Here is a 13,747-nt window from a genome sequence, read left to right on the forward strand (position 1 = left end):
GATCGTCGACAGTTCTTTCGAAAGGAATCGTCAGCGGCATGACGGACAAGACCAAGAGGTCGATCACGATCGATGCTCCTGCGGATCGGATCATGGCTGTGATCGCCGACTTCGAGGCATATCCGACCTGGGTGGCCGCTGCGAAGTCCGTCACCCCGATCACCGTCGGGTCGAGCGGCCGCGCGGAGACCGTGCGCTTCGTGTTGGACGCCGGGATGGTCAAGGACACCTACGACCTCGCCTACGACTGGGCCGCAGACGGCAAGTCGGTGAGCTGGGATTTGGTGCGCGGTGACCTGCAGAAGTCCCAGCACGGCAGCTACGAGCTGGAAAGCGGTCCCGACGGCGCCACCGTGGTCACCTACGAGCTGACCGTCGACCTGAACATCCCGATGATCGGCATGTTCAAGCGCAAGGCCGAGAAAGTCATCACCGACACGGCCCTGAAGGAACTGAAGAAGAGAGTGGAAGGCTGAGCAGGCGCACCGCACAACGTGCCCGCGTCGAGCTTTTCATCGGCAAAGGCGGCACGGGCAAAACGACGCTGGCCTGCGCTACCGCCATTTCGCGCGCACGGGCCGGCGAGCGAGTCCTGCTGGCATCGATCGACCAAGCGCATTCGCTCGGTGATGCGCTCGATGTGAACATTCCGCATGAACCCGGAACGACCGCGGGCGTTCGCACGCTGTCCGACGGCCTCGACATCATAGAAATCGATACCCTCGCCCTGCTCGAAGACCGGTTTCGCGGCATCTCGACCATGCTGAGCATGGGGGAGGGCCACAACCACGGTGCCGAATTCGGCACGCTCGACCCCGCCGAATTGACCGGTTTACCCGGAGCGCAACAGCTGTTGGGTCTGTCCGAGATCGTCGAACTGGCCGACGACGACGCCTGGGACATCGTGATCGTCGACTGCGCCGCGACGGCGGAGACACTTAGTACGTTGGCGTCGCCGGAGTCGTTGCTCGGCTACCTCGAGCGGATCTGGCCCCAGCACAAGCGGGTCACTGCAGCTATCGGGACCGATCTGCAGATGGCCGTGGTGGTCGCGGCGACCGAGCGAATCGCCAAATCGGTTGCGGTGGTCCGCGACCTGCTGGTGGATCGGACGCGGACCGGCGCTCGCCTGGTGACGGTTCCGGAACGGGTCACGTTGGCGGAAACCGCCCGGATCCGGTCGGCATCGGCCCTGTTGGGCCTGCGACTCGACGCCGTCGTCGTGAACAAGGTGCTCCCACCACTGGACCCGCCGGGCGTTCCGCAGACCGACGACGGTCACCCGGCCATCCGTTGGTACCGCAGCAGGCGTCGGGAACAGCTCGAGGTGATCGCGGATCTGGAGCGCGCGATGGGCGACGTGCCCATCGTGACGGCACAGCACACCGGCCCCGAACCGGTAGGGTTGGCGGCCTTGGGTGCGCTCGCTTACTCGGTTTCTGTCGATCCGGGAAGTGCGAGTCGAGACGAAGATCCGACGACGGTGGCAGTGGAGCTGGAGTCGGGAACCGGACTGGAGTCGGTGTACGCCATGCGGATGTATCTGCCCGTGGCGCAACCGTCGAGCCTGCGTCTGGGGCGAGTGGAGGACGACTTGATAGTGGGAGCGGACGGTATCCGCAGACGAGTACGTCTGGCATCGGTGCTTCGACGCTGCACGGTCGCGGGCGCGGAGCTCGAGGGTGATCGACTGGTCGTTCGGTTCCAGCCGGATGCGAGTGTGTGGCCCCGATGAGCGAAGAACACACCGCTGCCGATCACGGTGGCTTCGGTGAAGAGCTGCGCCTGTTGGCGGAGCAGCTGCTCGAGCGCGTCGAACCCTCGCTGCGTCGCACCGCCGGAGCAGATCGAGCTGCGATGGCGGGATGCAGCTGGTGCCCCATCTGCGCCGCCGCGGCATTGCTGCGAGGCGACCACCACCAAGTGTTGTCCGCGTTGGCGGATCACGGCACGGCGATGGTCGTCATCCTGCGCGAGGCGCTCGCCGGAACTCCTGTGGAGCCCCGGCTTCCGGTCGATGACACCGCTGTCGACCATGCTGCCGCTGACGAAACGGCTGCGCCCGCGCGGACCGAACCGAAGCCTGCGCCCGCCGAGGTTCCCGATGTGGCCGATGCGGTTCGGTTCGTGAACATCCCGGTGACGATCCGGTCCTGACACGTGGCGACCAAGGGCAAGAAGCGCGATTCCACCTCGCTGACGGTGGGAATCGACGTGGGCGGCACCAGCATTCGCGCTTCCGTCGTCGACGCCGACGGGCAGGTGCTCGACACCACGCAGGCCCCGACGCCGCAGTCGGCGCAAGCACTCGAAGACGGACTCGACAGGGCGGTGCGTGAGCTGGCCGGTCGGCACCGAATCAGCGCCGTCGGGTTGGCGGTCGCTGGGTTCATCACCTCCGATCGGTCCACAGTTCGCTTCGCCCCACACCTGCCCTGGGTGGACGCACCGGTCGGCAGGGAACTCAGTGATCGCCTCGGCCTGCCCGTCATCCTCGAACACGATGCCAACTCGGCGGTGTGGGCGGAGCACAAGTTCGGCTCGGCCGCGGGTGGTCGCAACGTGGTGATGGTCGCCATCGGGACGGGTATCGGGGCCGCGCTACTGATCGACGGCAAGCTCTATCGCGGGACGCACGGGGTGGCACCGGAGTTGGGGCATGTGCAGGTCGTCCCGGATGGGCGCGCCTGCGCCTGCGGGAAGCGCGGGTGTTGGGAGCGCTACTGCAGCGGGACCGCCATCGCCGACACCGCCATCGAGCTGCTCGCCGCGAACCCCGCGAAGTCGACGATTCTCGCCCGCGAAGTGGCCCGCGACCCGGGTTCGTTGACCGGGCGTCGCGTCGCCGGTGCTGCCCAGGACGGTGACCGGGTCGCCTTGCGGGCGATGGCCGAGTTCGCCCGCTGGCTCGGCATCGGCTTTTCGTTCGTGAGCGATGTGTACGACCCCGACCTGATCGTGATCGCGGGCGGCGTAAGTTCTTCTGCGCCACTCTTTCTCGACGAGGCCCGCGAGCACTACGCGGCGTTGATCACCGGCGCAGGTCATCGGCCCCTCGCTCGTATTCGGACAACGCAACTCGGCGAGGCCGCCGCGATGATCGGCGCGGCAGAGCTGGCGCGTTCCCTGCTGTCGCCGGGTTAGGCCGCACGTTGGCTCAGGTGCTCGAAGCTCGGTAGAGTCACAGCGAGCGTTACGCGCGATCGGGCCCGTTCGGGGAAGGATGCCATGTTCTACTGGCTGCTCAAGTATGTCTTGGTGGGTCCCTGGATCACGCTGTACAACCGACCTCGCGTCGAAGGCCTCGAGAACATCCCTGCCGAGGGTCCCGCGATCATGGCAGGCAATCATCTCTCGATCGCCGACTGGCTGTTCGGGCCACTGAAGTTGCCGCGTCGTGTCACCTATCTCGCGAAGAGCGAATACTTCACGACACCCGGGTTCAAGGGCATGCTGACGCGGTGGTTCTACACCGGCGCAGGCCAGGTTCCGCTCGATCGCAGCGGTGCCGATGCCGCCGAGAATGCGTTGCGAACCGGCCGTCGTTTGCTCGATCAAGGCAAGCTGCTCGGTCTGTACCCCGAAGGCACGCGCTCGCCCGACGGCCGCCTGTACAAAGGCAAGACCGGGATGGCGCGAATCGCGTTGGACACCGGGGTACCGGTGATTCCGATCGCCGTGATCGGAACCGACAAAGTCTGCCCGCCCGGGCCCTTTTCGTGGCATCGGGGTCGGGTCACCATCAAGATCGGCAAGCCCATCGACTTCAGCCGTTTCGAGGGTATGGGCGGCAACCGTTTCGTCGAACGTGCTGTTACGGACGAAGTTATGTACGAGCTGATGCAGTTGTCCGGTCAGGAATACGTCGACATCTACGCGGCCTCGCTGAAGAAGAAGCCCGCAACGGCCCAGCCGACCGCCGATCGCGTTCCGGACACCCGCGCGGGTTAGCAGGGTTCCTCGCGTGCTGACTCGCCGGTAATATTCGCGGCATGGGTAACACACTCGACGGGTCCGTAGCGTTCATCCAAGCCACGTGGCATCGCTCCATCGTCGACCGCGCGCGTGAAGGCTTCATCGCTGAATTCACCTCGTTGGGGTACGACGCAGACTCGGTCGACATCTTCGAGGTGCCGGGCGCGTTCGAGATTCCGCTACACGCACAGCGTTTGGTGCGGACCGGTAAGTATGCGGCCGTCGTCGCTGCCGCGCTGGTCGTCGACGGTGGCATCTACCGTCACGAGTTCGTCGCGTCCGCCGTCATCGACGGCTTGATGAAGGTTCAGCTGGAGTCGGATGTTCCGGTGTTCTCGGTGGTCCTGACCCCGCATCACTTCCACGAGCACGCCGAGCACGTCGGCTACTTCACGGAGCATTTCGTCACCAAGGGCGCCGAAGTCGCGCGCGCATTGGCGACTACGACGACGTCGCTGCGCGCGATCGGCGCCGATCGCTGACGCTGGATCGATCCGACCAGGTGAGCGTGGCGACGATGACGATCGTCGCGAGGCCCCACCACACGTATGACGAGACGACGAACTGATCCCACAGCGGCCACCCCAGCCCGCTGTATCGACCGTGAGCGAGACGCCAGTGCGGCGCGAAGTGGAACAGCACCACGCCCACCGACACCCAGGTCGCCAGGCCGACGCTGCGCCTGCGGTAAGCCAGCACGCCGAGAACCAGCAGCATGGGCACAATCCAGACCCAGTGGTGCGACCACGAGATCGGTGAGACCAACAGCCCGGCCATCGCGTTGACGCACAGCGCGAGGGCAGGCTGATCGGCGCGCAGGGCGCGGTGCATGCCCACAGCTGCGACGGCGAGAACGGCGGCGCTCAGCAACACCCACACAGGCATCCGCAGGCTGTCCATGCCCAGTCGCGCCAGCACGCCGGTCAGCGACTGGTCGCCGGGATAGGCGGGCTTGCCGATGCGATTGGAGTCGACCAGCACCTCGGTCCAGTACTTCGTCGAATCGGTGGTGGCGAGCAGGAAGCCGACCGCGGTGCAGGCCGCGAAGCTGAGACCGGCCACCACGGACGCACGGAAGTCCTTGCGGACCAGCAGGTACAGCACGAAGACGGCGGGCGTCAGCTTGATCGCGGCCACCGCGCCGATCAGCAGACCGCGTGGCCACGGCGTCTTCTTCGGCAGGCAGTCCAGAATCACCAGCGCCATCAGCACCATGTTGATCTGGCCGTAGTCGTAGGTGGAGAAGATCGGTTCGAGGACGAACGAGACCACCAGTACGGCACCCGCCGACCACAGGACTGTCGGGTTAACGCGCCGTGCCGCGATGACCACGTCGTATCCGAGTGAATGCAGCGTCAGCAGAATCGACGCCGACAGCGCCGCCACGGAGATCAGCGTCATCACGATCCCGGCCATGGACAGCGACATCCACGACATCGGGCTGAAGGAGATGGCGGCGAGCGGGGGATAGGTGAAGGGCAGCGGCTTGCCGAGCTGGGTCAGCGGCAGATGTCCGTAGAGCGCCGTGCCGCGGGCAAACGCGATGCCGCCGAGGCGGTAGACATCGAGATCGAGTCGGTATGGGTCGCCGAACGCGCGCCGCAGCAGCGGCAGACCGCCGAGGTTGTAGAGCATGCCGACCAGTAGGCCGACCACCACCGCGCCACGGGCGACGAGTCCGAGCACGGAAGTGCGCGCGTCGTCGTCGACAACAGGTGCGCCAACCAGGGGTCTGCGACGAAATGTCGGAGCGAGCACGTCAATCCTTACTGCTGAGCGGTATCGCGCTTGGTGCGGGGCACCGGGCACGGAAGCGCTCCTTTGGCATACTGTGGTCGCCCGTGCGCTACTTCTACGACTGCGAGTTCATCGAGGATGGAAACACCATCGAACTGATCTCGATCGGCGTCGTTGCCGAGGATGGCCGAGAGTATTACGCCGTGTCGTCCGAGTTCAACCCGGACAGGGCGGGGCGGTGGGTCCGCCGCAATGTATTGCCCAAACTACCGCCTCCAGCGTCCCCCTTGTGGCGCACGCGCGACAAAATACGCGATGACCTGCTGGAATTCTTTGTTCCGAGGCCCGGCGTGGTGCCCGAATTGTGGGCTTGGGTCGCCGCATACGACCATGTGGTGCTGTGTCAGCTCTGGGGCCCGATGACGGAATTGCCTCGGGTGCTGCCCAGGTACACACGTGAGTTGCGTCAGCACTGGGAAGAGCACGGCAGTCCGCCGATTCCGCCGGTTCCCGACGATGCGCACGACGCTTTGGCCGACGCGCGCCACAACTTCGCCAAATTCGAGGCCATCGAAGCTGCCCGCGCGCGAGCCCGCCTCTCCTGAGTGTCATATCCCGACACCTTCGGTTCGCGTGGATGCGAATATTGTGTACCTGTGAACTGGACCGTCGACGTACCCATCGATCGCTTGCCCGAATTGCCGCCACTGCCCGCGGAGATGCGGCGCAGGCTCGATGTGGCTCTCGCGAAGCCCGCTGCGCAGCAGCCGACCTGGCCTGCCGATCAAGCTGCGGCCATGCGCACCGTCCTCGAGAGCGTTCCGCCGATCACGGTGCCGTCCGAGGTGGCGGATCTGCAGTCGAAGCTGGCTGCCGTCGCGCGTGGTGAAGCGTTCCTGCTGCAGGGCGGTGACTGCGCGGAGACGTTCGCCGACAACACCGAGCCGCACATCAAGGGCAACATCCGCACGCTGCTGCAGATGGCCGTCGTGCTCACCTACGGCGCCAGCATGCCGGTCGTGAAAGTGGCCCGGATCGCAGGCCAGTACGCCAAGCCGCGTTCGGCCGACATCGACGCGCTGGGTTTACGGTCCTACCGCGGCGACATGATCAACTCGCTGGTCGCCGACGCTGCCGTACGCGAGCACGATCCGTCGCGATTGGTCCGTGCCTACGCAAATGCCAGCGCGGCGATGAACCTGGTGCGTGCGCTGACCGGTGCCGGCATGGCCGCACTGCACAAGGTCCACGACTGGAACCGTGAGTTCGTCGCGTCGTCGCCGGCAGGTGCCCGCTACGAGTCGATGGCCGCCGAGATCGATCGTGGCCTGCGCTTCATGAACGCGTGCGGCGTCAACGATCCGAACCTGCAGCAGGCCCAGATCTACGCGAGCCACGAGGCTCTGGTGCTCGACTACGAGCGCGCGATGTTGCGACTGTCCGAGGACGAGTCGGGCAACCCGGTGCTCTACGACCTGTCGGCGCACTTCCTGTGGATCGGTGATCGAACGCGGCAACTCGACGGCGCGCACATCGCATTCGCGGAGCTGGTGTCGAATCCGATCGGGCTGAAGATCGGGCCGAGCACCACGCCGGAGATGGCCGTCGAATACGTCGAGCGGTTGGACCCGACCGACAAGCCGGGCCGATTGACGCTGGTGTCGCGGATGGGCAACAACAAGGTGCGCGACCTGCTGCCGCCGATCATCGAAAAGGTGCAGGCCACCGGCCATCAGGTGATCTGGCAATGCGATCCGATGCACGGCAACACCCACGAGGCGTCGACGGGTTACAAGACACGGCACTTCGATCGCATCGTCGACGAGGTGCAGGGCTTCTTCGAGGTGCACCACGGCCTCGGCACCCATCCGGGCGGCATGCACATCGAGCTGACCGGTGAGGATGTCACCGAATGCCTCGGCGGGGCTCAGGACATTTCGGATCTCGACCTCTCGGGTCGCTACGAGACGGCGTGCGATCCGCGCCTGAACACCCAGCAGTCCCTCGAACTGGCCTTCCTGGTCGCCGAGATGCTCCGCGACTGATGCGGCTCCGCCGCAGGTGAGCGTTTAGTTGGTCCCCACACCACTTTTCCGCTCACCTGCCGGTTACGGCAGCGAGATCAGGGTGACGCGGTCGCCGGGCTCGACACGAGTACCGCCGCCGGGGAGCTGTGTGATCACCAACGACCGATCGGTCTGAGCCACCTGACGTACTTGCACCTTCAGGCCCAGCTTCTCGAGTTCCGCGCGTGCCGAGCTGACCGACTGTCCGAGCATCGACGGCACCGTCACCGCATTGGACACCTGCAACGTGACGTCGCCGCCGGCATCGACGGTCTTTCCCGCCTTGGGGTCGGTGCCGATCACGTCGCCGCCGTCGACACCCGAATCGAATGCGGTCGTCGTGTTCTTCACGGAGATGCCGAGGCCTTCGAGCTTCGCTCGCGCATCGTCGACGCTGGTCCCACGCAGATCCGGAAGTTGGACCGGTGGCGCTCCTTTGCTACGGATCACCTTGACCGACGACCCGACTGTCACGGCGCTGCCCGGTGCCGGATCGAGTGCTGCGACCGATCCGATCGGTGCTTTGGCGCTGAACGCATCGCCACCGTCGACAGGTTGCAGCGTCGCATCGCGTAACCGCTGCTGAACCGCCGCGAGCGTCTCGCCCGGATTGAACGCCGGCACCTTCGGCTGACCCAGCGAGATCAGCAGGTCGACGGTCGAATTGCGCGTCACCCGAGAGCCGCTCGGTGGATCGGTGCCGATGAGTGCATCGACCGGCACCGTGTCGGACAGCTGATTACGGGTGCCCGCGACCAGGTCGGCGTCGGTTATCGCCGCGGTCGCGGCTGCCTTGTCCAACCCCTCGACGGTCGGAACCTCCGTGTAGCGACCGGAACCCATCCACCAGCCGCCCGCGCCGACGGCCAGCGCCAGCAACAGCACCACCACCAGCCAGATGATCATCTTGCGACGCGACCGATGCCGATCTTCGACGGAGTTCGGGAACGGATAGCGCGAGCCTCGCTGCGAGACGGGCGGCGGCGGGGGAGATTCCTCCTCCCGAGGCGTCGCTGTGGTCACCACCTTGGTGTGTTGCAGCGGTGCATGGTGGGGCTGGGCATATTGCGGCTGGGCACGCTGGGGCGGTGCCTGCTGTGCGATGACCGCCGTGCGCGGCGGCTCCACTGTCGTCGGTGCGGCCGAGGTGGCCCGGCGCGGGTGCTGCGCGCTCAGGTGTTCGGCAGATCGTTTCGGCGCGGGCACCCGGTAGGCGGGCAACTGCAACGCGGTCGCCACCGCCCGCAACGCCGATGCCATCGCCGCGGCATCGACAAAACGCTGCGCGGGATCGCGTGCGGTAGCGCGAAGGACGAAGTTGTCGAGCTCCGGCGGTATCCCCGCGATGATGGAACTGGGCGGTGGCACGTCGTTGTCGATCCGCTGATAGGCGATGGACAGCGAGGTGTCGCCGGTGAACGGTGTTCGGCCCGTGAGCATTTCGAACGCCAGGATGCCCATCGCGTACACGTCGCTGCGCGCGTCGGCCGTTCCGGTGCTCACCTGCTCCGGCGACAGATAAGCTGCGGTGCCCAGGATGACGCTGCTGGACGTCGTCGTGGATGCCGCGACGGCCCGCACCAGGCCGAAGTCCGCGATCTTCACTTCACCGGAATCGGAGATCAGCACGTTTTCCGGCTTGACGTCTCGGTGCACCAGGCCGGCCGCGTGTGCGACACCGAGCGCGTCGAGTACCGGCTCGGCCACCGCACGCGCGGCATGCGGCGGCATGGGACCGCGCTCGCGCAGCAGCTCCCGCAGGGTGCCACCTTCCACCAGTTCCATCACGAGGAACGCGAGATCACCGTCGTGACCTTGGTCGTAGACGGCGACCAGGCCGGGGTGCTTGAGGCGCGCAACGGCTCGGGCTTCGAACTCGAAGCGGGCGAGGAACGACGGGTCGGCAGCGAACTTCGGGTCCATCACCTTGATGGCGACCGGCCGGTCCAGACGGGTATCGAGGCCTCGGAACACAGTGGACATCCCGCCGCGGGCGATCGGAGCGTCGATGCGATAGCGGCGTTCCAGCACAGCACCGAGCAACTCGTGACCTCCGATCTTCATTCGTGCCTCTCTGCAGTAGTCCCGACCCTCGATCGTAGAGTGGAACCCGATAGCGTTGTGGATGTGAGTGCCATTCCCTACAGCGACGACGTCCTACCCGCGTCCGTTTCGCTGCTCCAGCTTCCTGATGTCGCCAAACTGCTCGATGTCGTGGTCACCCGTGTTCACCAGATGCTGCGCGATCATCAGCTGGTCGCAATCCGTCGCGACGGGTACGTGGGTGTTCCGGAGGATTTCTTCGGTGCCGACGACCAGATTCTTCGCATGCTGCCCGGCGTGTTGTCGGTGATGCACGACGGCGGGTACTCCGACGCCGAGACGCTGCGGTGGCTCTACACCGAAGACGACACCCTGCGTGGGGGTTCGCCGGTCAAGGCGCTGCGCGGTGACGACGCTCGCGAAGTGATTCGGCGGGCGCAAGCGCTGGGTTTTTGAACGCCCAGTTTTTGACTCGTCGCTAGCCGAGAAACTCTCGCAGGGCCGCGGCAACCGCCTCGGGTTGCTCGATGTTGGGGGAGTGTCCGGCGTTCTCGACGACCGTCACCGCGGCGCCGACCGTGCGAAAGCGCTCGACGGTGCGGTCGCAGTCGTACATCAGGTCGTATCGCCCGTGAATCACAGCCGCAGGCTTGCCGAGATCACGAATCTGCCGGTCGAGGGGATTGTCGGCAAGGGCCTTGCGCCGGTCCAGCACCACGACCCGCTGCATCTTCGACGACATCGCCCGAAAGTCGTCGTACTCGCGCGTCGGCGAATCGAGGCCGGTAGCGGGCCGGTACCCGGGCGCAAAGCCGATCCTGCCGAAGAAGCGAACGCTGGCCGGGCTCGCCGCGCGGTGCAGGATTTCGCCGAGAATCGGCAGGGTCAACAGCACGCTGGCGCGGGGAAAGTCTGCATAGCTGTAGTCCGGTGCCTGGTTGATCACGACAACCTCGCCGACCCGCGTCGACAGCGCGGCAACGGCCAGCGCGGCATCGGCACCGAACGAATGTCCAACGGCAGCAACGTTGTCGACTCCGAGGTGGTCTAGGACTCCCGACAACGCCCTGCCCTGAGACTGCGGGTCGAGGTAGTGCTGCCCGCCAGTGCAGCCGTGTCCGCGGAGATCGACGCGGACCACCCGGTAGGTGTCGGTGAGGAGCGGTGTCACCGTCGCGTACGCATGCATCGAATTGGCGAATCCGCGGATCAGCAAGATCGGTTTGCCGTCGGCCGGTCCGTCTTCACGTACGTGGATGGGTCCACCGTCCACGTCGATCATCGTCCCGATCTGCTCGCGCGTCGTCATCGGTTGTGTCGTTCGCTCGGTCGACGAGCCGCCAAGGCGCGCAACAATTCAGGGGATGCGACGGAGAGTCGCCGGCTGCGGGGGACGACGGCGCGCCGATCCAGTACGTGAAAGTCGTTGCGTTCCACCGACTCCAGAATCCCCGCGTACAGGGTGAACGCCGCCCGGATGCCTGGCCGTACCCGACGATCGAGCATGTCGATGCCCGGTCGCGCTTCGCGGTAGATCGACCGGTTGACCGCGGCGAAATGTGCCAGCGCGCGTCGAACCCGGCGGTCGAGGGTGCCGGTTTTCTTGCAGTGCAACAGCAATGCGTCGTCGACATCGAAGGCGGCAAGCTCGTCGGCGGGGAGGTAGACGCGGCCGCGGTCGAGATCTTCGCCGACGTCGCGTATGAAGTTGGTGAGCTGGAACGCCTCACCGAGCGCGGCCGCTGGAACGACGGCTTCCTCGATCGGAACCACCGTGCCGAGAACGGGGAGCATCTGCAGACCTATCACCGCGGCAGATCCGTGTGTGTACAACCGCAGATCGGCCATGGTCGCGTAGCGAGAGCGGAATTCAGCGGTTCCCGGCAGGTCCATGCGCATCGACTCGAAGAACGACCAGAAGTATTGCGGCGCAATGTCGAAGCGCTCGATGGTGTCGACGACCGCGATCAGGACCGGCCTGTGCACACCGACCGGGTCGGTGCCGGACTCGATCAGATCGCGTAGCTGATGCTCGATGGCAGCAAGTTCGGCAGCGGCGGTTGCGGTCGCGTCGACATCGACGATGTCGTCGACGGTCCGTGCGAAAGCGTAGAGCGCATGAGTCGCCGATCGACGCTCCGCGGGCAACAGCCGGGTTGCGAGAAAGTACGTGCGGCCGTGCTGTTGCGCGACCTGTCTGCACAGCTGATAGGCGGCGCGCAATTCCGCGTCGTCTGCTGTCGTGATCGTCATCGAACGAGTCACTCGCTCGCCGACGGCGCCACCACAGGCGCTTCGGGCACCGACTCGTCGACGATGGACTTCTCGGTCACCTCGCCGGGTGTTGCGCGCAGTCGTAGCGGATCGACTCGACGCAGCGACAGGGCGGCGACGACGGCGACGAAGGTGGCAGCAGCGACGTGCGGGAACGTGTACAGCCCGATGGAGCCGTCGGGTTGGAACACCAGCATCAGCCACGTGGACATGCCGACGAGGAACATCAGGGTCGGCGTCGACATCGCAAAGCCGGCGCCGAGAGCCAGCGGCCACGAGTAGTACCAGGGCAGTGCTGCGGGCGAGAGGATCACGATCGCCACGAACGCGATCATGATGCCCAGCACCGCTTCGCGTTCGGAATTGCGGTAGCGCCACCAGGTGGCCAGCAGCACGATCACCAGTGCGGCAGCGCAGATCATACGCGTCGCCCCGAGTATCGATTGTCCTGTTTGTACGGGGCCGACGTCCGTGAACCACGAGGCGAAGAGCGTGACGGGGTACGCCATGATCGTCGGCAGGGACAGCCAGTTGATGATCTTCGCGGACCCGGACAGGGCCGTCAGCCAGCCGATACCGACGTGTGCCAGAGCTGATGCGACGGCCAGGACGAACGCGAATGCGGCGACACCGAGGCTGGCCGTCTTGAGGAACAGTGTTGCGGGATGGGGGAGCGGGCCCTCGCCCTTCTCGGCACGACGATCTCGTTCGTGCACCATCCAAATCCACACGATGAACGGCAGCGCGATGCCCGCGGTCGCCTTGATCGCCACACCGATCGCGACAACGACGATGCCGCTGACGTGATGGTGTTCGAGAACCAGCGCGATGCCCGCGGCCATCAGCCCGACCATCAGCATCTCGTTGTGCACGCCGCCGATCAGATGGATCAGCACCAGTGGATTGAGAACCGCTAGCCAGAGCGCGACCGCCGGTTTGCCACCGAGATGTCTCGCCAGGTGAGGCACGGCCCACATCATCAACGCGAGACCGGGCAGCATCGTCAGACGCAGGAGCATGGTGCCCGCAACCACATTGTCGCCGGTGAGCGTGGTGATCCCACGTCCGAGCAGCAGGAAGATCGGCCCGTACGGGGCCGTGGTGGTCGTCCACACGTTGCTGACGTTGTCGAGCAGCACGCCGGGATTGGCTACCGGTCCCACCTTGTAGGGATCGAAGCCGTCCCGCAGCAACGCGCCCTGGGCCAGGTAGGAGTACGCATCGCGGCTGAACATCGGCACAGCGAACAGCAACGGCCCGATCCACATCGGCACGATCGCGCGGAGTTCGTTCAGGCTGACCGTTCCCGCAATAGTGGTGCGGCCCAGCCGAACCCACGCAGTGATCATCAGGATCACGCCGATCCAGACCACCACGGTCGACAGGACGAGTCCATGGCCGAATCGCAACCAGGACAGGTGTGCGGACTCGAGCAACGGATCCTGCTTGCGCACACTGCCCGCGCCGAAACCGCCGAACGTGATCATGAGCGATCCGAGGAATCCCAGCAGCGCGGCATGACCCTCGGGGCTACGTAAGAACAAGGAAACAGTGTGGGCGGTCGAGCGGGCCGACGATCGGGTGGGGAGGGACATCGACGCTGATTCCTCCCGAAAGTTAGCGGGCCGCCGAGCGGCCGAAACGCGTTCGGT

The 13,747-nt window shown here is 65.7% G+C and carries 14 protein-coding genes; 9 read left to right on the forward strand and 5 right to left on the reverse strand.

Annotation, left to right across the window (positions count from 1 at the left end; genetic code table 11):
* Nucleotides 1–38 precede the first annotated feature (38 nt).
* From FOY51_RS11605 to FOY51_RS11630, 6 genes are all read left to right on the forward strand, one after another.
* The gene (locus FOY51_RS11605) at nt 39–476 is read left to right on the forward strand and encodes an SRPBCC family protein (protein ID WP_149430371.1); all 438 of its coding nucleotides are present in this window, start codon (nt 39–41) and stop codon (nt 474–476) included.
* A 38-nt stretch (nt 477–514) separates the two neighbouring features.
* The gene (locus FOY51_RS11610) at nt 515–1,735 is read left to right on the forward strand and encodes an ArsA family ATPase (protein ID WP_149430372.1); all 1,221 of its coding nucleotides are present in this window, start codon (nt 515–517) and stop codon (nt 1,733–1,735) included.
* A complete protein-coding gene (locus FOY51_RS11615; protein WP_187776275.1) occupies nt 1,732–2,157 on the forward strand; it encodes a hypothetical protein in 426 nt (141 codons plus the stop codon). The genes FOY51_RS11610 and FOY51_RS11615 overlap by 4 nt, the downstream gene beginning before the upstream one ends.
* 3 nt (nt 2,158–2,160) lie before the next feature.
* Entirely contained in the window at nt 2,161–3,144 is a 984-nt protein-coding gene (locus FOY51_RS11620) for an ROK family protein (RefSeq protein WP_149430373.1), read from the forward strand.
* Between the two features lie 84 nt (nt 3,145–3,228).
* Entirely contained in the window at nt 3,229–3,951 is a 723-nt protein-coding gene (locus FOY51_RS11625; protein ID WP_149430374.1) for a lysophospholipid acyltransferase family protein, read from the forward strand.
* Between the two features lie 41 nt (nt 3,952–3,992).
* Nucleotides 3,993–4,457 carry a 6,7-dimethyl-8-ribityllumazine synthase gene (locus FOY51_RS11630; protein ID WP_149430375.1) on the forward strand — a complete coding sequence of 155 codons (465 nt, stop codon included), beginning with the start codon at nt 3,993–3,995 and terminating at the stop codon, nt 4,455–4,457.
* Here FOY51_RS11630 and FOY51_RS11635 read toward each other — a convergent pair.
* The gene (locus tag FOY51_RS11635; RefSeq protein ID WP_290367886.1) at nt 4,417–5,661 is read right to left on the reverse strand and encodes a glycosyltransferase 87 family protein; all 1,245 of its coding nucleotides are present in this window, start codon (nt 5,659–5,661) and stop codon (nt 4,417–4,419) included. The genes FOY51_RS11630 and FOY51_RS11635 overlap by 41 nt on opposite strands.
* 155 nt (nt 5,662–5,816) lie before the next feature.
* On the opposite strand from FOY51_RS11635, the gene FOY51_RS11640 reads away from it, so the two are divergent.
* Nucleotides 5,817–6,317 (forward strand): polyadenylate-specific 3'-exoribonuclease AS, encoded by a 501-nt coding sequence (locus tag FOY51_RS11640; RefSeq protein WP_149430376.1) that lies wholly within the window; start codon nt 5,817–5,819, stop codon nt 6,315–6,317.
* 51 nt (nt 6,318–6,368) lie between these two features.
* Nucleotides 6,369–7,757, forward strand: a complete 1,389-nt coding sequence (locus tag FOY51_RS11645) for a class II 3-deoxy-7-phosphoheptulonate synthase (RefSeq protein WP_149430377.1) — start codon at nt 6,369–6,371, stop codon at nt 7,755–7,757.
* A 63-nt stretch (nt 7,758–7,820) separates the two neighbouring features.
* Here FOY51_RS11645 and pknB read toward each other — a convergent pair whose 3' ends face one another.
* Nucleotides 7,821–9,842, reverse strand: coding sequence for a Stk1 family PASTA domain-containing Ser/Thr kinase (gene pknB / locus FOY51_RS11650; protein WP_149430378.1), 2,022 nt, complete (start codon nt 9,840–9,842; stop codon nt 7,821–7,823).
* A gap of 63 nt (nt 9,843–9,905) precedes the next feature.
* Here pknB and FOY51_RS11655 point away from each other — a divergent pair, with 63 nt between their 5' ends.
* Nucleotides 9,906–10,277 (forward strand): Rv2175c family DNA-binding protein, encoded by a 372-nt coding sequence (locus FOY51_RS11655; RefSeq protein WP_149430379.1) that lies wholly within the window; start codon nt 9,906–9,908, stop codon nt 10,275–10,277.
* Between the two features lie 22 nt (nt 10,278–10,299).
* Here the strand turns inward: FOY51_RS11655 and FOY51_RS11660 are convergent, their stop codons facing one another.
* Genes FOY51_RS11660 through FOY51_RS11670 form a run of 3 tightly spaced genes read right to left on the reverse strand, consistent with a single transcriptional unit; the run spans nt 10,300 to nt 13,690 of the window.
* On the reverse strand, nt 10,300–11,130 hold the full coding sequence (locus FOY51_RS11660; protein WP_214633089.1) for an alpha/beta fold hydrolase: 831 nt from the start codon (nt 11,128–11,130) through the stop codon (nt 10,300–10,302).
* Nucleotides 11,127–12,074, reverse strand: a complete 948-nt coding sequence (locus FOY51_RS11665; protein WP_149430380.1) for a phytoene/squalene synthase family protein — start codon at nt 12,072–12,074, stop codon at nt 11,127–11,129. The genes FOY51_RS11660 and FOY51_RS11665 overlap by 4 nt, the downstream gene beginning before the upstream one ends.
* A gap of 8 nt (nt 12,075–12,082) precedes the next feature.
* Entirely contained in the window at nt 12,083–13,690 is a 1,608-nt protein-coding gene (locus FOY51_RS11670; protein ID WP_149430381.1) for an alpha-(1->6)-mannopyranosyltransferase A, read from the reverse strand.
* Nucleotides 13,691–13,747: the final 57 nt, after the last annotated feature.

This window comes from Antrihabitans cavernicola (assembly GCF_008297975.1).
Taxonomy (GTDB): Bacteria; Actinomycetota; Actinomycetes; order Mycobacteriales; family Mycobacteriaceae; genus Antrihabitans; species Antrihabitans cavernicola.

Bases quoted from the DNA above. Each gene is read 5' to 3' on its own strand.
- FOY51_RS11605 (WP_149430371.1), top strand. From the start codon at position 39: ATGACGGACAAGACCAAGAGGTCGATCACGATCGATGCTCCTGCGGAT.
- FOY51_RS11615 (WP_187776275.1), top strand. From the start codon at position 1,732: ATGAGCGAAGAACACACCGCTGCCGATCACGGTGGCTTCGGTGAAGAG.
- FOY51_RS11625 (WP_149430374.1), top strand. From the start codon at position 3,229: ATGTTCTACTGGCTGCTCAAGTATGTCTTGGTGGGTCCCTGGATCACG.
- FOY51_RS11630 (WP_149430375.1), top strand. From the start codon at position 3,993: ATGGGTAACACACTCGACGGGTCCGTAGCGTTCATCCAAGCCACGTGG.
- pknB (WP_149430378.1), bottom strand. From the start codon at position 9,842: ATGAAGATCGGAGGTCACGAGTTGCTCGGTGCTGTGCTGGAACGCCGC.
- FOY51_RS11660 (WP_214633089.1), bottom strand. From the start codon at position 11,130: ATGACGACGCGCGAGCAGATCGGGACGATGATCGACGTGGACGGTGGA.
- FOY51_RS11665 (WP_149430380.1), bottom strand. From the start codon at position 12,074: ATGACGATCACGACAGCAGACGACGCGGAATTGCGCGCCGCCTATCAG.
- FOY51_RS11670 (WP_149430381.1), bottom strand. From the start codon at position 13,690: ATGTCCCTCCCCACCCGATCGTCGGCCCGCTCGACCGCCCACACTGTT.